We start from the raw sequence: 18,463 nt of genomic DNA on the forward strand, positions 1-18,463 counted from the left end.
CCACTTTTCCTCTTTCTCTCCGTCACTCTCTCACTCCATCATACCTACAACATCCTAACATTATACCCTTTCTCTAATAAGAACTCTGCTACAGAACCGCTCGCATTTACATCCAATAAAAACTTCACAGCTATACCATATCTACGATTTCCTCTCCGCTAACCAATCGTTTGGCATATAGCAAAGCAGCACGAATATCATTCGTTTCAAGTTCAGGGTAATCCTCTAATATTTCCTGTACGGAAGCTCCTTTTGCCAACAGATCTAGAATCATTTCAACGGATATTCTCATTCCGCGAATGGTTGGTTTTCCGGTTAATACTGACTGATCAAATGTTATTCTTTGAAGCAATTTTTCAGATTTCATGATCTTGAGATAGACTAAAATTATATATCAAATTACATTCGATTCGGGAAAAAATGAAAACCTAAACAAGTTTCTGGATATACATGATTTTCAGACAGGAATACCGATATCAGAAATTGTGACCGTCAATATTTTTGATCCGCAGGTATATGATCGGTTTGCCCATCCCTATGACAGTACCAGCAACAATTAAAGCATGCCGTATCTTATAATGGAGTCTCTGAATAATTTGATTTTGCCTGCACTCAGAATCGCGACAAACAGTTCGACAGTTCCACAATTCAACATTGCACGTAAGTATAATACTCAAAAGTTCAACGGCACAGTTCCACAGTTCCACAGTTCAACAAATCCACAGCATAGTTTTATCAGCGAATAGAAACTTGGTAGGGCAAAGGAGGAAGGTAGAAAATGAAGTATTGCTTAAAAGAAGGGCTTATGTTTCATAACAACTCCTACTAATATACAGGCATTTACCCCACACGGACAAATGAGATTTTTATTGTATAAGTGATGATAGTCTAATATTATATAATATATAATCAAAGCAAAGTAAAAGCAGTCAATAAATAGCCTTCATGACAGCACATGAATACTTATTTATCAATTTTTTTAAGACCGACGGCTCTATGGGAGAGTTAGTGTGGCCAGAGGCAGTGCCTGATGTTTATCAGCTTAAATAAAACAATTCGACAGTTCCACAATTCATCCATCACCTTAACCATGAAAATCCAAAATTGTATTTTAAATATTCATGGAACTAATTTAAATTAACCATGAAATTCAAAATCAAAAACTGGGTTTTTCATGAAGGACACAATTCAAAGATCAAAGAAAAATGCGATCATTGAGCTTCTGGAAAACTTTCCGGTCGTAGCTCTGACAGGTGCTCGACAGGTTGGGAAAACCACCTTAGCAAAACATATTGCCAAAGAATTTTATGGCAAGACGCTGCATCTCGATCTTGAATCTCCCCGGGATGAAGGAAAGCTTGCAGATCCGGAACTCTTTTTTGAGCGATTTGATGACCACCTGATCATTATTGATGAAATACAGCGAAGACCCGACTTATTTTCCATTCTTCGGTCTGTCATTGATCGCGACCGACGACCCGGTAGATTTTTGCTTCTGGGATCTGCATCACCTGTCTTAATTCGGGAATCCTCGGAATCCTTGGCGGGCCGGATCACCTATGAAGAATTAACGCCTTTCACGTGGCCGGAAATATCGGCTCAATATGATATTCCCCGGCTTTGGATCCAGGGAGGTTTTCCTGAAGCATTTTTGACTGACAAAAAATCCTACCGGCAACGCTGGCTTCAGGATTACATTCGCACGCTAATCGAACGTGACCTTCCGATGCTTGGATTGAATACAGATCTCGGAAAGCTAAAGAACTTTCTGAAAATGCTGGCTCACCAAAACGGTCAGCTTTTGAACCAGGAGAACCTGGCACGATCCGTAGGTGTGTCATCACCCACCATCTCAAAGTATCTCGATTATCTTGAATACGCATATATAATTCGCAGATTACAGCCCTGGCATCGGAATGTAAAAAAAAGGCTGGTTAAATCGCCAAAGGTCTACATAAGGGATACGGGAGTTCTTCATGCACTGCTTAATATCGACAGTGAGGAATCTCTTCGCGCTCATCCTGCTGCAGGAGGGTCATGGGAGGGATTCGTTTTGCAACAAATCCTTGCAACCGCACCCGATACGTACTCCTTTTATTTTTACCGCACGCACCAGGGAGCGGAAGCTGACCTGGTTGTGGTAAAAGATGAAAAACCACTGATGTGTATCGATATTAAGCTCAACCAATCGCCTAAACCATCAAAAGGATTCCACAACGTCATCGAAGACAATCAAACCACCCGAAACGCTATAATTACGCCCGGCAGTGACCGCTACCCAGTGCATGAACACATTGATGTAGTGGGGATAGAAAAGTTTTTGGAGAATTGGAGTGGCGAAGGGGAGTCCCTGATTGATTGATGCGTAATGCAGGAAAAATGTGACTGACAAATCAGATATCATTGAAAATCGAGAGTAGTCTGTGGGATTGTTGAATTGTGAAGCTGAGTAGAAGATATCTTTCTGTGATTATAGTCATCTTGAATAACTGTTTTTCAAGACTTCTGCCTATAATCGTAATCGCGGTGGAAAAGATGAACTCCGTTTCGGCTAAAAAACGCGGCCTGCGGTCGAGATAACAAAATCACGGTGAGGGCAGAGCACGGCGCACAAGACACAGACATCGAACTGAATCCTCCACAGCGCCGCAGAAAATAATTCACCAGTTCCACGATGTCACAGTTCGACAGTGTAGATCTATTTCAGCGATTAAAGATGCTGTCAGGGTGGGAGAGAGGCAAGAGTTTTGAACAGCTGCTATCGAGAGAGGCTTTTGTTTTTGGCAACTCCAATTAATATACAGGCATTTCCCCCACACGGACAAATGAGATTTTTATTGTATAAGTGATGATAGTCTAGTGTTATATAATATATAATCAAAGCAAAGTAAAAGCAGTTTATAAATAGCCTTCATGACAGCACATGAATACTTATTTATCAATTTTTTTAAGACCGGCGGCTCGATGGGAGAGTTAGCGTGGCTGGAAGTGATGCCTGATGTTGATCGGCTTAAAGAAAACAGTTCAACAGTTCAACAGTTTGTCAGTTAACCAGTTCAACAATTCCACGATCCATTTTAAACAAAGCCTCTCCAAAATTCCCGCCAATCGCATGGAGATCAGCCGGTTGGCGGACAGACCGCTCGGCTGCGCCCGGTGTGACAAGGAGCCCGCAGGGTAGAACACAGCGCGCAAGAGACGGAAATAGAACCGGATTCCCCACGGCGCCGCGATAGTCATTTAAACAGGCGGCGTAAGACGAATTCGTGCAAAAAATCAGAGTCAGATACGCCGCCCGTCATAATAATTCTCCTTTGTCATATTGAGTAAAAGATCCGCCGGCTGGCGGAGAATGCACCGAGATATCTCCCTGTGCTGGGATCCATTTTAAACAAAGTCTTTTCAAAACTCATACCGATAACCAGGAGATCTCTCCGCGCGCTCATTTTATTCGCTTAGTCGAGATGACAAGGGGACTGGTTAAGAAGAGCGCGGCGCACAAAACACAGAAATAGAACCAGGCTTACCACCGCGCCGCAGAAAATAACGAATAGATTAGAATCAAGCCCCGTTTCAGTTCCACAGTTCAACAATTTCACAATTCCACAATTCAACCGGCTCTCCCTCACTCCCTCACTCCTTCACAACAAGCACAAGACTCTGCCAGGAGCTCACTGCGTTCGCACTCTTGCAGGTCTTGTTCTCTCCATCACTCCCTCATTCACTCCCTCACTCCATCTCTCCCTCAATCAATTTCAGTTTCACATAAAATCTCATAAAGGTCACCCGTATCGTATAGCCGATCGGTAAAGTAGTGACGTGCGAAACTGCTCTCCCCCTCAACGTATCCTCGTCCCTGGTCGTAAAAGATGTTACCGCACATGCCCATGTATCCGCCGGGACCGGTTGTGTGATACTCGACCATGTGGACAAAGGTGATCTCCCAGAAATCCGGCGCCATGGGTTCTGCGAAGAGGTACTGCAGGGCTGCCACGCGGTCCACCCGTTCGAGTTCGGTGTCGTCAGGGTAGGATATCTCCAGGATAATCATCCCGTGACGGACGTCCTTAAGCTCTGTGATCATGCATTTATGGAAGTAGCCCAGGGTTCTTGCTGCATTGCCTGCGAAACTTTCCTGAAGCTGCTTACCCGGATTATTCACGAAGATAAGTGTGATTCTTTATAGCTGATACCGCTGATGGCGTTGTCATTGTCATTGAATGGCTGCATGTGTAACAAAGGTTATGTGCCGGGTTTGATTGTTACACCAAGATCATGTGCCTGAGATGGGCCCCGTGGTTTGAATGGCTGAATGCAGCCAGTTCCACATCGCTGAACCACCGTGCCCGGGAAGGTCGGTTGGCAATCCGCCGGAAGTTCCGATGGATTTCTTGATGTTGTTTGATAAATAAAAGTAGGGGGTTTGCCAGAACAGGACAAATTAGAAAATGTAGAGAGACCTATACTTATAAAAGAGTAGCATCAAATAAACAGTTCGACAGTTCAACAATTCACCAGTTCCATAATTTACCACTTCACCTAAAAACCTCACAGCTACACCATATCTACGATTTCTTCTCCGCTAACCAATCGTTTGGCATATAGCAAAGCAGCACGAATATCGTCCGTTTCAAGTTCAGGGTAATCCTCTAATATTTCCTGTACGGTGGCTCCTTTTGCCAACAGATCGAGAATCATTTCAACGGATATTCTCATTCCGCGAATGATTGGTTTTCCGGTTAATACTGACTGATCAAATGTTACTCTTTGAAGCAATTTTTCAGATTTCATGATCATGAGATAGACTAAAATTATGTATCAAATTACATCCGATTCAGGAAAAAAGAAAACTGAAGGAAGTTTCTGAATAAAAATGGCTTTCAGACCGGAATTCCGATATCAGAAATGGTTACCGTCAATATTTTTGATCCGCAGGTTTATGATCGGTTCGCCCATCCGGTTGACAGTGCCAGCAACAAGTAAAGCCTGCCGTATCTTATAATGGAGTCTCTGAATGATTTGATTTTGTCTGCACTCAGAATCGTGACAAACAGTTCACCAGTTCCACAATTCAACATTGCGCGTAAGTGCAATACTCAAAAGTTCAACGGCACAATTCCACAGTTCAACAGTTCCACAATTCATCCATCTCCCCATCTCCCCATCTCTCCCTCACTCCATCACCCAAACCCTCCCTCACCCAAATTTGCCAAATTGACAGAAACCCCACCCCCCAAAACTACCCGCCATTTCCACCCCGTTCATCGCCTAACCAACGCCACACCCAGTCCAAAATTTCTTGGACTTGGTACGGACTTGGTATGGAGATGGTCCGGACTTGATACGGAGCGATCAGGCGATCACAGAGTAGCTTCCGAACTCTTCCCGACTGCCATTTTGACTTATTTTTGAGTTGATGGATACCAGCGGTTTCCGGGGCCTAACAAATTCATAAATAGGGGAGTGGCTGTTCCACTGTTTGAAAACTTCCAATTCCACTATTCACCTAATTTACCAACCACCAAATTCCCTAATCCACTAAACACCAAATCAACTAATCACTAAATCCCTACAAATTTCTGATGCCTCCAATCCAGTTTTTCCGAACCGGCCAGGCTCCTTTAGAAGAGGGGAGGATGAACATTTGATAGTCGGTAAGGAATCAATTGATTGTGAATGTTCTTAACCAGTGATCTAATTCTTTTTCCGAATTAAAATGATAATCTCCATCATTCAATCCTTTCCAAAACCCTTCAAAACTTAGTACCGAATTAAATACTCTGAATGAAACTCCTTTGTAGTTAAAAACACGAACAACTAATTCGTATTCATCGCTTGAAATTTGTATTGTTTCAATTGTTTTATTAGCGGTTAAATACTCACAATTGGTTTGATCGATTTGATTCATAACTTTCAATTTTTGTTAACAGCAGTAGCTTTATAAATATCTGCTGGAAGTGGCTCTTCCACTTTCCACACAATGTCCATAGGCTGAGAACCTTCCCATTTTTTTAAACTTACTGGACCTACAAAAAAGTATGGTTCAGTTTCTCTCCTTTCGTCACGTCTTTGATTTCTAATGAATAGTAGTGGTGTAATTCCCTTTTCTCTATGTTCTAAATGGCGAATGCCCTTTTTGGTGGTTGGTTTAGTATTACTTTGAGTTTGCCAGTGAAACAAAGTATCTGAAATTGCATAATCGCGATACATTGTAGATGGTGAGTACTCTTTCTCACTTTTATTTAATGTCACGAAAAGCAGATTACATTTCGTTTCTTTGTGATAGTAAACTCCTTCCCTTGGTAGATATAATTTTCCTTTTCGAATATCATTGAAAGCAGCCATAATTTCACCACGACCGTATCTAGAGTGTAACTCTAAGTGAATATTATTGGGGTTTTCCCAGAACCTTGTTTTATGAGTTACTTCATTTAATAGGCACTCCATTAATTCCTGATACTCTTGGACTAATTCAGGGTAAGACCAAAATTTGTGAATTAATTTTTCAAGTCGACTTATATCTTCTCTTTCACCGAAATTAGCCGCCCACATTTTTAGAAATGATAATTCTTTGTCAGTCAGATTATTAATTGATGGAGCTTCTGAGAAAGAAAAGAAATTAATGCTCCACTTTAATCTTGAAACACTATCAAGGTGAATGCTTCGGATAATAGAACGGCCAAATGATTTTTCTTCATCTGTTTGTTCAGTTTTAAGGATTCCTGCATCTCTTTTAAGTTGTGTGAAATAAAGATTATTTTTATAGAAATCTTCTAAATGAAGTTCTGTTTTGTCGAAAAACTGCAGTAATGAATTTGGCCTATCTACATTATTGTAAAGTGAAAGGATTTGTGGTCTGTTTGACGCAATAGAATCTTTAATATTATTCAAAACAATCTCCTGAGAAACCTTATCCAATTCTATCGCACATCCAGTTGGAAGTACAGGGAATTCATTTTTAACATGTCGTTCAAGTTTTCTGCCATGAACATTTACCAGGGAACTAAACTTTTTAGAGTAGCTGAATTTCTTATTTGAGTAGCCTATAAAATCAAGTACAGTTAAACATTCTTTTCCTTCAGACAACCTGAGACCTCTTCCAAGCTGTTGGGTGAAAAGTATAGAGCTTTCAGTTGGTCGTAAAAATAAAATGGTATCAACTTCGGGGATATCAACTCCTTCATTAAATAAGTCGACAGTAAAAACAGCGTTAACTTTTCCTTTTCTAAGTTCAGAAATTGCTGAATCCCGAATACTTCGATCCGAATTTCCTGATAAATGAATACTTGGAATTCCCATTGCATTGAACTTATTGGCCATATATTCTGCGTGTTGAACTCCCACACAAAACCCTAAAGCTTTCATTTCAAGTGGATTCTTAACTTTGTCATTTAGCTCTTTTTCAATGAAGGCAATACGGTCGTCTGAACTTGTGTACAGTTCTTCTAGTTCCTTTTGATCATACCTTCCTCGAACCCAGTTTACGTTTGACAAATCTGTGTTATCATGAACACCAAAATATTGAAAAGGTGAAAGCAACCCTTTTTCAATTGCATCCCAAACTCTTAACTCAGCAGTTGCCTTACCATCAAAGAAGTCCATGACATTTCTGCCATCGGTCCGTTCTGGTGTAGCAGTTAATCCCAACAAATATTGAGGTTCAATATAGTCCAAGAGCCTTCGATAAGTACTTGCTTCAGCATGATGAAACTCATCAATTATTACCGCGTCGAAGTGATTCGGTTTGAATTTAAATTCCCCGGAATGAAGTGATTGAATAGATGCAAAAACATGATTCCAACCATTAGGCATAAACCCATCCACCAAAAGTTCACCGAAATTCGACTCTTTTAAAACTTGACGAAATGTTTGAAGACTCTGCTTTAATATTTCTTTTCGATGAGCAACAAAAAGTAATTTAGGCTCACCATCAAATTCATTTGTGAAGTTCTTATAATCAAAGGCGGAAATAACAGTTTTTCCAGTACCTGTTGCTGCTACAACTAAATTCTTCTTGTTCTCTTTAACCAGTCGTTCCAATTCAAGCTTCTCTAAAATCTCTTGTTGGAATGAATAAGGTTTTATATCAAAAAAGGTTTGATCAAAATTTACCGTATTCTCTTGATTTAACGCCTCGCTAAGGACTTTCTTTTCTTTTTCGCTTCCATTATAAGTCTTGAATTCTTCACTGTTCCAGTAGCTTTCAAAAGAAGCTTCAAATTTCTGAATCAAGTGTGGTGATTCAATATTTGAAATTCGAACATTCCATTCTAGTCCATCTGTCTGGGCGCTTGCAGAAAGATTTGATGAACCTACATATGCGGTGCTGTATCCCGTATCTCTATGAAACAACCAAGCTTTTGCATGAAGCCTTGTTCGTCTAGTATCATATGAGACTTTTACTTTAGCCCCCATTTCTTGGAGTTCATCAATTGCCTTTTTATCACTTGCTCCCATGTATACAGTTGTTATGACTCGAACTTCAACTTCCTGATCTATGCATTTCCTTATCTCCTCTTTGAGTAATCTTAAACCAGACCATTTGATAAACGAACAGATAAAATCGATACGGTCTGCACTTTTTAATTCCTTCTTTAATTCGAATCCAATTCTATATTCATCACGGGCATTAACAAGTAGTGCAGATTGGGAGAGTGGAATCCCAGGGTGGTTTAAATCACTGGCTTTTCTGATACTATTGCCTTCCCGATTTAGTACAGATAGAAGAATTTCTTCTGTAGCAAAATCACTTTCATCAAAATTCTTATTGATTTCTCCTAGTTGTTTTATGAACGAATTGCACAGCTCTAAGCCTTTTTCAATACGTTCTTTCTCTTTAAAATTGTCAAGCGTAATTCTGAGAAACCGTTCAAGATAAATTGCAGCATATGTTGAAAACTCTGCAGGGTCAACCTCCTCTAATTGCTTGTCAAATATCTCACTTTTCAGAAGTTCTTTTTTCTTTTTGGATAGTAATTCGTCGTATAAACCTTCTTGAAGAAATTCTTTAATCATGCTTTTCTAGTAAAAATATAGTTGTCAATAATACCCCTTTCCCTCGATCGAATGCCTCACGCCACCACGCGGATCATCCATATCTCCATCATACCTTGGAATAACATGACAGTGGAAATGAAAGACCGTTTGTCCTGCTGAGGCACCGCAGTTCATCCCAATGTTGTAGCCGGTTGGATTGTGTTCTTTTTCAATCAGTTTTTTTGCCGTGGTAATCAGTTCCGGCAGTTCTTTTTTCTCTTCATCAATCAGTTCAAAAAAATCACGGCGGTGCTCTTTTGAAATAATCAGTAGGTGGCCGCTGCTTACCGGGTATTTGTCAGGCATAATAAAAAAATGTCGGCTGCTGTGGCGCCAGTCGGATTCCGGTATCTCTGAAAATACGGTTAAACTCATCTGGCGATTTTCGGTTTACTTCGGTTCAAATTTCTGAAATCCACGTTTTTCGATCAGGTATTCACTTTTGTTCATCAATGCATGAATCGCATCGTCCATATTATTATCAAGCCCGGTGCCGAGCCCTTCATAAATCTCCTGTTCAAACTGTTTGCCGAACTTTCCGGAATAAAGCTTCCAAACTTCTTTAATCCTGTCCGAGCTTTCATGAATCAGTTTCGGGGAGGGTATCCGGTCACTTTTACTCAGGTTAATCGAGGATTTTACCGGAACCAAATTCCACAGATTATTATTCTGCCACAGACTAAACGGTACCGCGTGATCAATATGATATCTGTTTGACAATCGAACGCCTGTCCAGATACAACGGATACTGTCGCTTTCCGTACCTCTGAGAATTTTCTTCACCTGGGTAATATCCCGTGGTACCTGTACGGCTTTTGTCAGCACAGTCAATATTTTTTCCTTCGGTATCGGGTCAACTCCTTCAACCCGTCGTGAAGCCTGTGCTGTAAACTCTGCCCAGCCATCAATAATTGAATCCTGTCCAATAATCAGAGGGCCGATTTCATCTAAAAGCTGATGGAGTTCAGGAAGAATATAAAATTGACCAGCCTCTTGAATCAATCCGTAATAGGAGGGTGTTTTGATGGTTTCAGTGTTGAAATTCACCAGGCTGTAATGCTTTCCAAACTCATAGAAACCCAGATGCTTCATGGGCATTTTTTTGATAGTTTTCTGAATCTCTCTGAGTAGAACAATTACTTTTCTTTGTACCGTTTCAGGTAATCCTACGTGAATCAGATCAAACCGAAACTGGGGAAGACCGCCTTTATCCTTATAAAATTCAATCACGGAATTGAATTCACGGCGGAAGGCGATCGTGGTACCTCTTCTAAGTTCCGGACTTTCACCATTCTTTTGAGGAATAAAAATATCAGAGGAAAATATCGGATAATAGTAGAGGATCCAGTAATAAATCAGAAGCCCAAAAGGATACGAAATCCAGTTATTTTCAGCTTTCCCTTTATGAGGGTTTTGGTCCGTCACACACTGAACCATCGCACGCAACAGAGCATACTTGTAGGTTGAGTCCTTGCTGTCTTTAGAAAGAATAGCTGTAAGAATCTGCGTATTCAAAGCCTGGATGATAGTTGCCGGAATATCTGACCGGCTGATTAGTACTAAATCACGCTTGCCCCAAGATACCAATCCAGATCAAAAAAGAAACACCGATCGTAAACTGTTAGAATCTACCATCTTTGATAAAAACTGTAAGGCATTGGCGGTTTTTCGCTCATACAGAAAAGAGACAGTTGAATATCGAACACTGAATTTCGAATAGCGAAGCTTTCGACATTCGGCGTTAAATATTGGGTGTTCGATATTCTAAAAAATCAGGAGAAGCCAATGGACCCGATCATATCAAAAATGAACAAAGAGATTCAGGAGATTATTGAACAATTGGATGCTGATCCAGACGCCGAGCGTCCTACAACGTTCTGGTTCTATTCCGACTCGGAAGAAAATATCTACCGCCTTGCACATCATCTGCAGGAACTGGGGATGAGAATTGAATACTGCGGTACGTCATGCGGCGATGCACCCGACTATCTGCTCATCGCCGAAAAGTGGATGCGCCCGACGATGGAAACGATGAACAATCTCTGGACCTATTTCAACGACATCGCCAACCGGTTTGAAGTAACGTACGACGGGTGGGAAACAAGGATTGAAACCGAATAACGAACACTGAATATTCAATATCGAATGTCGAACTGTTCGAATTCGGCGTTCATGATTCGTTATTCGATATTCCCTTGTTCAATATTCATGATTCGATATTAAAACAAAAGGAAAACATCATGAAAATCAGTCCTCTCAACGCCCACCTTACCGACTCTTCTGTGTAATCCCAATAATATCAACTATTTTAGAGCCGCTCTAAAATAAAGATATAGACAGATATGCCCCTGACGTATTGGAAAGTGATAGTTGAATCCTTAGCAATCATTTTAATATCCGGTTTTCTGGCCGGGGTTCATGCCCAGGATCAGGTTAACCAGGAGGAAGAGCTGCAGGTGGCCCGGGCTACGTGGGATACCGGATGGTTTCAGGCCGAGGTCTTTCGCCTGCTTGCCGGGGAGATGGGATACGATGTTGCTCCCGCACAAACAATGACGGCAGAAGAATTCTATAGTGCAGCAGCGTCCGGTGAGGTCGACTTTTGGGTCAATGGCTGGTTTCCACTTCATGATCCGTTGATCAGCCGGCGCGGTCTGTACAACAAGATTGAACCGGTTGGGTATGAAGTGGAGCAGGGAGCACTTCAGGGCTATTTGGTAGATGCCAAATCGGCGGATTCGTTGGGGATAGAGTCGCTTGCTCAGCTGCGGGACCCTGAAATTGCGGAGCATTTCGATCGTGACGGAAACGGTAAAGCCGACCTTATTGGGTGTAATATCGACTGGAGCTGTCATGCGCGTATCAACGATCATCTGGAACAGCTGGGGCTGCAGGAAACGACGGAGCAGATATATGGCGATTACAACCCTATGGCCGGCAACGCAATTGAAGGACTCAAAAATGGAGAGCCGCTCCTGCTCTATACGTGGACCCCAAACTGGACGCTTGGGGAAATATCGCCGGGCAGCGAGGTTCTCTGGCTTCATGTTCCGCCAGCTGGCGGAAGGCAGCAGATCAACGATCTTGAGGGCGCCGCCCGAAACCCCATTACGCTTGGGTATGATCTGAATGACATCCGTGTAGTGGCAAACCGCGATTTTCTAAGGGAGTATCCCGATCTCAGGGCGCTGTTTGAGCAGCTGCGGATCTCTCTTCAAGATATCCAGCAGCAGAACGCGGCGATGGCGGAAGGTGACGGAAGCCTGCAGGACATTCGGGAACACGCCCGGGTGTGGATAAACAACCACAAAGCGGATTTGCGCAGTCGGCTTGCGATGGCGGGATTTGAAGATCCTTTTGGAGAGATGAACGGGTCCGGCGGGTCACCCTTTGCCGGTGGCGACTCTTCAGCCGATGGTAAACGCCACATTCGGGTTGTAACGCAGCAGGTAGAACCGCTCGTTGTCTATCAAGATCGTAAATATAGCGGATTTAGCATCGACGTGTTTGATGCGATTGCTGAAGAGATTGGCCTCGAGTATTCCATATACAGTGTGAACAGCATTGCAAAAATGCTGGATGATGTAAAACGCGGGGAGGCGGATGTTGCTACGGCGGCGTTGGGAATTACGTCATCCCGTGAAGAGATGCTGGAGTTTTCGCACTCGTACTACGAAACCGGTCTGCAGATTATGATTCCGCAGAAGGAGAGCAGCATCAGCACCATTCCAATTGCTATACTCGGCATTATTTTTTCAAAAGAGGTCATGTTCATTTTTATTTTCTTTTTCGGAATTCTTCTTATCTCCGCCCACATTATCTGGTTTTCCGAGAAAAACAATGGCGGTGACTTTCCCAACAGCTACTGGAACGGTCTCGGGGTGTCCATATGGTGGGCGGCGGTTACGGTGACCACGGTTGGCTACGGTGATAAAACCCCAAAGGGAATTCCCGGCCGTATTTTCGGGCTGATATGGATATTTGCAGGCTACTTTGCATTTTCCTACTTCACAGCAACCGTAACGAGTACGATTACGCTGCAGGAAATAGAAAGTAACATTCAAAATGTGGAAGATCTTTATGGACATAAAGTGGCGACCGTGAGCAACAGCGCTGCTGACTATTATTTGACGGAGAACGGAATACGCCCTTCAACCTACCCCACGGTGCGCGAAGCGGCCGAGGCACTTATAGATGGAAAAACGGACGCTATAGTGTATGATGCTCCCGTTCTACAGCATTTTGCTTCCGGAGAAGGGTATGGAGAGGTGATGGTTACGGGACAGCTTTTTCAGCAACAGTACTATGGCTTTGCCCTTCCCAGGGGCAGTGAACTCCGAAAAGAGATCAACCTGGGGTATTTAAACTTGCTGGAAAACGGTGAATATCAGCAGATAAAAAATCGATGGTTCGGGAATTAAGATTTTGCCACTGGCAGGATTCATCGTTCGGTCAAGAATTGGAGATACCGCATCAGAGTGCGGTATGACGCCCAAATTGTGGCTTGATTCATTTAACGCGTTTCCCCTCTTTGCGAGCCGAGCGAGTAGAGAGGGGATCAAGGGGTGAGTCCGAAAACCCGGACGCTGGCCACAAAGTGATCCCTCGGGACAGGAGCTGGCGCACGCTGACAGGTCCTCAGTTTTTGCCATTAAATCTCAAAAATCTTCTTCACCAAATGTTTTGGATAGGTGACGCCCTCAGACCTGCGTTTGTTAATCGCGCCAAAAATATGTTCAGTAAGAATTCTTTCCTGGCGATCCCAATCCATCTGTTCCGCGGATGAAAGTCTGTGGTAATCAACATAAGCATCAAGATGATGAGCGACATCATTCATGCTTCCCAGGATACTTCGGCTGTCGGTTTTGAGCAGGCGGATCTCCTGCATCGCGTCCATCTCTTCATCAATGAGGGGTTGCGGAACATCCAGCCATTGCAGCAGGCGGCCGGTTCGCTCAACAAATTCCGGCAGCATCTTCCGGGTTCCGTTGCCCGGCACAAGGATCGTGATGTAGGTGTTTACATTAAAAAAGATCACCACCGATTTTCCCCGGAACGGCAGAGATTTCACGTTGGCATACCACTCGCCCAGCCGTCCGTCTGAAGTGGGTTCTTCTTGAGATTCGGGCAGGGGATCCGTACCGTTCATTCGTTTCAATAGTTTTTGGGTGCAGCGTATAAAGATCATGCCGGAAGGTAAGGAAATTGTAACAAACGCTGAATATTGAACAGATGAATGTCGAATGCCGAACACCGGGGAATATCGAATATCGAACAGATGAATATTGAATATCGAATGTCGAACTGTTCGACATTCGGCGTTGGTTATTCATTACTTGTCCGGCCTTCGACGGATTCGATCTTTGAAAGATTTTTGTAAGTGAAATGCGAAAATTTGATCATACTATTGAAACAGAAGCGGAGACAACTTATCAATGGAGAGTATGATGAAGAGAGAAAATTATGACTTAGAAGACCGTTTGATCGAATTTGCTGCGCAGTCAATTGATATTGCAGAAGCACTTCCGCGAACAGATGCCGGCAGATATTTATCGGGACAAACCATTCGGTCAGGAACGTCGCCGGCTTTGGTGTATGGTGAGGCGCAGAGTGCGGAATCACGAAAAGATTTTATTCATAAAATCAGCATAATGTTGAAGGAGCTGCGCGAGACAAGGATAAATATGAAGATCATGCGGAAGAAGGGGTTTCTGAAGGATGCAAACCAGATCATCAATACCCTCAATGAAGTTAACGAGCTGATTGCAATTTTTGTAAAAAGCATTCAAACCGCCAAAAAGAATAATGAACATTGAATAATGAATAACGAATGTCGAAGACGGGGAATATCGAATACTGAATACTGAATACTGAATAATGAATAACGAATGATGAAGGAGGAAGGGAATAACGAACAGATGAATATTGAATATCGAATGTCGAACTGTTCGACATTCGGCGTTGGTTATTCATTACTTGTCCGGCCTTCGACGGATTCGATATTCTAAGCCTTCGATATTCGGCGTTTGTTATTCGTTATTCGATATTTTAAACCGTTCATTATTCATTATTCGATATTTGTCCTCAGTTTGTTCTTCGAACAAAGCCGTCAAATCCGCGGTCGCGCAGGTCTTCGAGATCTTCTCTGGCGCTGCTCATGGAGGTGTAGCTGCCGTAGTAGATCATATAGACGGGCTGGTCGTTGCCGCGCGGAAATCGCTGCTCTACACGAACGCCGTCTCCCACCTCGTCGGCAAACTGAGCGGCGTACGATTCCAGGTTATACTCTCCGAGCTGAATGGTGTACGTCCGCTGGTTTATATCTTCAGGCATCGGTCCGCCCGCCTCAACAAGAATCAATTCCACCTCGGCCACTCCCTCGTCGATCATGCCAATCTCATCGGCCGCTGCTCGAGAGAGGTCAATGATTCGGTTGCCCGCATACGGACCCCGGTCGTTGATGCGCACCTCAACCGTCTCGTTATTCTCTTTATTAACCACCTCCACGATGGTGTCAAAAGGGAGCGTTCTGTGTGCGGCCGTCAGTTTGTCCTGGTCATACCGTTCACGGCTGGAGGTGAGGCGCCCGTGAAATCCCGGCCCGTACCAGCTCGCCTTTCCGGTCTGGATAACATCCCCTTGCTCTATTTTTTCTTGTTTGGGATGTTCGTAACAGCCGGCAACAACCAAGATGAATATGGCGGGAAGTAGAACGAGTAATAGTTTCTGTTTCATGAGCGGAATTTTACGTGAGAACTAACGTGTAGATTACAAAATATTGAAATATCGAATATCGAATCATGAATAACGAATATTGAATATCGAACACTGAATATTGAATGACGAATATCGAAGGCGGTGAATGTCGAATGATGAGCAGATGAATAACGAATGTCAAAGGAGGAAATAATGAACACTGAATAATGAATATCGAATGATGAAGGAAACGCACTTAGACATTCGGTGTTGGTTATTCAGTGTTCGATATTCTAAACCGGACTCTTGCAAGGGCTGGCACACTCTGTCAGGACCTTTTTTCAACCTTAAAGCCGGACGCTGACAGAAGCTGGCGCATGCTGTCAGGTCCTGGGTTAGTGCTAATGTGACGTCCGATTTTGACAGAGCAAATACAAAAAAATACTCCTATCTTTGTTAAGCACAGCGTCAATTTTCCCGATAAACATGACACGCAATGCTTTAGGTCTCGCTTTCGGCTGCGAATAAATCTCGCCGTAATGCATTTATGAACCGAACCTATTCAACGTATCTTGGCTGTTTCATCGACTCTGAAAAACGTTTCTCGTGTTACCAATTTTAAAGACAATACTTCTGAATTAGCGGAAGAACAACGACTCAGGGAGCTCTCCTCATACCAGGTGCTTCCCATCGAAAAGGATGACGACCTGGATTCGCTTGTTCGTCTTGCCGCCCGCATCTGTGATTCTCCAATCAGCATGATCAACCTGGTTGCCGACGACCGGCAATGGACACAGGCATCGGTTGGTATTGAAATTACTGATCTGCCAAGGGATGTGGCTTTTTGCAGCCATACCATCCAGGCCGACCACAGGATGATTGTCCCCGACACCCTGGAGGACGACCGGTTCAGGGATTCCCCGCTGGTGGTAAAAGATCCTAATTTCAGGTTTTATGCAGGATATAATATCAAAGGATCAGGAGGCCACAATATCGGCTCACTCTGCGTGATAGACCGAAAGCCACGGGAGCTCACTGATCACCAGCTGGAAAGTCTCCAGATCCTTGCCGGAGAAGTTGAGGCGCGGCTGAACCTGAAGAAAAAGAACAGGGAACTTGAGAAAAAAGCCACATTCCTGAGAAATTCGGCCGACCTGATGTTCATCATCAACCCGGACCTGTTCCAGATTACAGATCTCAATGCCGAAATGGATCAGCTGCTGGGATATCAGCCGGGGGAGCTCAAAGGAAAACCCCTGGCAACCCTGGGTCCGGGCACCGAATTTTTTGATCAGCTGAATGAGTGGGCGCAGCAGGATGCCGCATCAGGCCGGCGATTTACCCATCAAACACAGGTGAGATGCAAGAATGGCGAGTCCCTCTGGTTTGAAATTGTGATCTCTGAAAAAGAGAGATTGTGGTATGCCACAGGGCGAAATATCCAAGAGGTAAAAGAGGTCGAAGAAACTCACCGAGAAACGCTGAAAGTTCTGCAAACGGCCCAGCGTATTGCGGACATCGGGCATTGGGAGTGGTATCCGCAGGACGACCGGCTTGTCTGGTCTAAAGAGATGCATAACATGATTGGAACTTCTCATGAAACATACACGCCATCTGTAGCCGAGTTTTTGACCATGGTGCCGGAAGAGGACAGGTGCATTGTTGAAAAGGCTGTAGCGAAGGTTGTTGGAGGCGGGACGATGGATCCCTTTGAACATCGCTGCATGACGAAGAGTGGAGACACCATTCACGTGATAGAGCGGGGTGAGGCGGTGCGGAATGAGCTGGGCGCGGTTGTGAAAGTATCGGGGATATTGCAGAACATCACCCGGCAAAAAGAGACAGAGAAGAAAATCAGGGAGTCACTCCTGGAAAAAGAGATGATGCTTGCAGAGATTCATCACCGCGTAAAAAACAATCTTGCTATGATATCCGGCATCATGCAGCTTGAAATGAGTACTCTTGATTCTGAGGTAGAACTTACATCGATTCAATCGGTATTAACGCGGATTAAATCCCTTGCGCTGGTCCATGAAAACCTGTATCAAAGTGACTCTTTTTCACGAGTGCCGTTTGGTGACCTTCTGAAGGATCTTGTGTCGATTGCGGTATCATCAGGGTCCGCGGGGAAAGATCGGCTTGATATCGACATTGATGCAACGCGGGTGGATCTGAATATCAACCAGGCCATACCGTTTGCCCTGGCCATCAACCAGCTGATTTATGGCTCTATTAACGATGACGAGCATCCGGTGTCAATTAATCTTTCAGAAAACAGGGGCAATGTGACGCTTAAGATTCAGACATCCGGTAAGTCTTGTTTTACACTTACTGAGTCAGACGATGACGCAGACGACATCGGGCTACAGCTATTTCGCTCTTTGCTGAACCAGTTTGGCGGTACCTACACCATAGATAATAAAACCGATAGAGCCATGATTTCCCTCGTGTTTGCCAAGACTAATGGAAAAGGGAGTTCTGATGGTCAGTTTACGTAACTCGGGCCGCCTTGTAGCTCGGGTCGCCTGACCCGAGACGACGTTATATTAATGCTCATTAACCTAACCTACGACCGTCATCGCGGGCTCGGACCCGCGATCTCACATTTTTGCACTGCGGAAGAGTTATCCATTGTCAGAATTCACAGTTCAGGCAGGAATGGGAGATACCGCATCATGGTGTGGCATGACGCGTTGATTAGGTTTAGAAACTTAATACCGTCATCGAGACC

Annotated in this window: 15 protein-coding genes and 1 riboswitch; of the genes, 6 read left to right on the forward strand and 9 right to left on the reverse strand. The window is 43.7% G+C overall.

The genetic code is table 11. The features are described 5' to 3' along the window. Positions 1-130: 130 nt before the first annotated feature. The gene (locus tag AABW11_RS14185) at positions 131-367 is read right to left on the reverse strand and encodes a DUF433 domain-containing protein (protein WP_340105780.1); all 237 of its coding nucleotides are present in this window, start codon (positions 365-367) and stop codon (positions 131-133) included. Between the two features lie 807 nt (positions 368-1,174). Here AABW11_RS14185 and AABW11_RS14190 point away from each other — a divergent pair. Both AABW11_RS14190 and AABW11_RS14195 read left to right on the forward strand, forming a co-directional pair. Continuing rightward, positions 1,175-2,362 carry an ATP-binding protein gene (locus AABW11_RS14190; RefSeq protein WP_340105781.1) on the forward strand — a complete coding sequence of 396 codons (1,188 nt, stop codon included), beginning with the start codon at positions 1,175-1,177 and terminating at the stop codon, positions 2,360-2,362. A gap of 551 nt (positions 2,363-2,913) precedes the next feature. Continuing rightward, on the forward strand, positions 2,914-3,051 hold the full coding sequence (locus tag AABW11_RS14195; protein WP_340105782.1) for a hypothetical protein: 138 nt from the start codon (positions 2,914-2,916) through the stop codon (positions 3,049-3,051). Positions 3,052-3,745: 694 nt separating this feature from the next. Here AABW11_RS14195 and AABW11_RS14200 read toward each other — a convergent pair. The 6 genes from AABW11_RS14200 to AABW11_RS14225 form a co-directional block, all read right to left on the reverse strand. After that, a complete protein-coding gene (locus AABW11_RS14200) occupies positions 3,746-4,162 on the reverse strand; it encodes a hypothetical protein (protein ID WP_340105783.1) in 417 nt (138 codons plus the stop codon). Positions 4,163-4,286: 124 nt separating this feature from the next. Next, a riboswitch (SAM-I-IV-variant riboswitch) is annotated at positions 4,287-4,403 on the reverse strand. 151 nt (positions 4,404-4,554) lie between these two features. Further along, positions 4,555-4,791, reverse strand: coding sequence for a DUF433 domain-containing protein (locus AABW11_RS14205; protein WP_340105784.1), 237 nt, complete (start codon positions 4,789-4,791; stop codon positions 4,555-4,557). 871 nt (positions 4,792-5,662) lie between these two features. Beyond that, complete coding sequence (locus tag AABW11_RS14210; RefSeq protein WP_340105785.1) at positions 5,663-5,908, reverse strand: hypothetical protein; 246 nt, start codon at positions 5,906-5,908, stop codon at positions 5,663-5,665. Between the two features lie 5 nt (positions 5,909-5,913). Then, on the reverse strand, positions 5,914-9,015 hold the full coding sequence (locus AABW11_RS14215; protein WP_340105786.1) for a DEAD/DEAH box helicase: 3,102 nt from the start codon (positions 9,013-9,015) through the stop codon (positions 5,914-5,916). 24 nt (positions 9,016-9,039) lie between these two features. Beyond that, positions 9,040-9,411, reverse strand: a complete 372-nt coding sequence (locus tag AABW11_RS14220; RefSeq protein ID WP_340105787.1) for an HIT family protein — start codon at positions 9,409-9,411, stop codon at positions 9,040-9,042. Positions 9,412-9,426: 15 nt separating this feature from the next. Then, the gene (locus tag AABW11_RS14225; RefSeq protein ID WP_340105788.1) at positions 9,427-10,551 is read right to left on the reverse strand and encodes an HNH endonuclease domain-containing protein; all 1,125 of its coding nucleotides are present in this window, start codon (positions 10,549-10,551) and stop codon (positions 9,427-9,429) included. A gap of 270 nt (positions 10,552-10,821) precedes the next feature. Here AABW11_RS14225 and AABW11_RS14230 point away from each other — a divergent pair, with 270 nt between their 5' ends. Next, the gene (locus tag AABW11_RS14230) at positions 10,822-11,157 is read left to right on the forward strand and encodes a ribonuclease E inhibitor RraB (protein ID WP_340105789.1); all 336 of its coding nucleotides are present in this window, start codon (positions 10,822-10,824) and stop codon (positions 11,155-11,157) included. A 221-nt stretch (positions 11,158-11,378) separates the two neighbouring features. Then, complete coding sequence (gene proX / locus AABW11_RS14235; protein ID WP_340105790.1) at positions 11,379-13,457, forward strand: glycine betaine/L-proline ABC transporter substrate-binding protein ProX; 2,079 nt, start codon at positions 11,379-11,381, stop codon at positions 13,455-13,457. Positions 13,458-13,687: 230 nt separating this feature from the next. Here proX and AABW11_RS14240 read toward each other — a convergent pair whose 3' ends face one another. Continuing rightward, entirely contained in the window at positions 13,688-14,224 is a 537-nt protein-coding gene (locus AABW11_RS14240) for a DUF6933 domain-containing protein (RefSeq protein WP_445263779.1), read from the reverse strand. 256 nt (positions 14,225-14,480) lie between these two features. Here AABW11_RS14240 and AABW11_RS14245 point away from each other — a divergent pair, with 256 nt between their 5' ends. Next, positions 14,481-14,852, forward strand: coding sequence for a four helix bundle protein (locus AABW11_RS14245; RefSeq protein WP_340105792.1), 372 nt, complete (start codon positions 14,481-14,483; stop codon positions 14,850-14,852). 268 nt (positions 14,853-15,120) lie between these two features. Here AABW11_RS14245 and AABW11_RS14250 read toward each other — a convergent pair whose 3' ends face one another. Then, positions 15,121-15,771 (reverse strand): septal ring lytic transglycosylase RlpA family protein, encoded by a 651-nt coding sequence (locus tag AABW11_RS14250; protein WP_340105793.1) that lies wholly within the window; start codon positions 15,769-15,771, stop codon positions 15,121-15,123. 533 nt (positions 15,772-16,304) lie between these two features. On the opposite strand from AABW11_RS14250, the gene AABW11_RS14255 reads away from it, so the two are divergent. After that, positions 16,305-18,230: a histidine kinase dimerization/phosphoacceptor domain -containing protein gene (locus AABW11_RS14255; RefSeq protein WP_340105794.1), complete on the forward strand. Its 1,926-nt coding sequence runs from the start codon at positions 16,305-16,307 to the stop codon at positions 18,228-18,230. The last annotated feature ends 233 nt before the right edge of the window (positions 18,231-18,463 follow it).

Source organism: Rhodohalobacter sp. 8-1 (assembly GCF_038150125.1).
Classification (GTDB): Bacteria; Bacteroidota; Rhodothermia; order Balneolales; family Balneolaceae; genus SW132.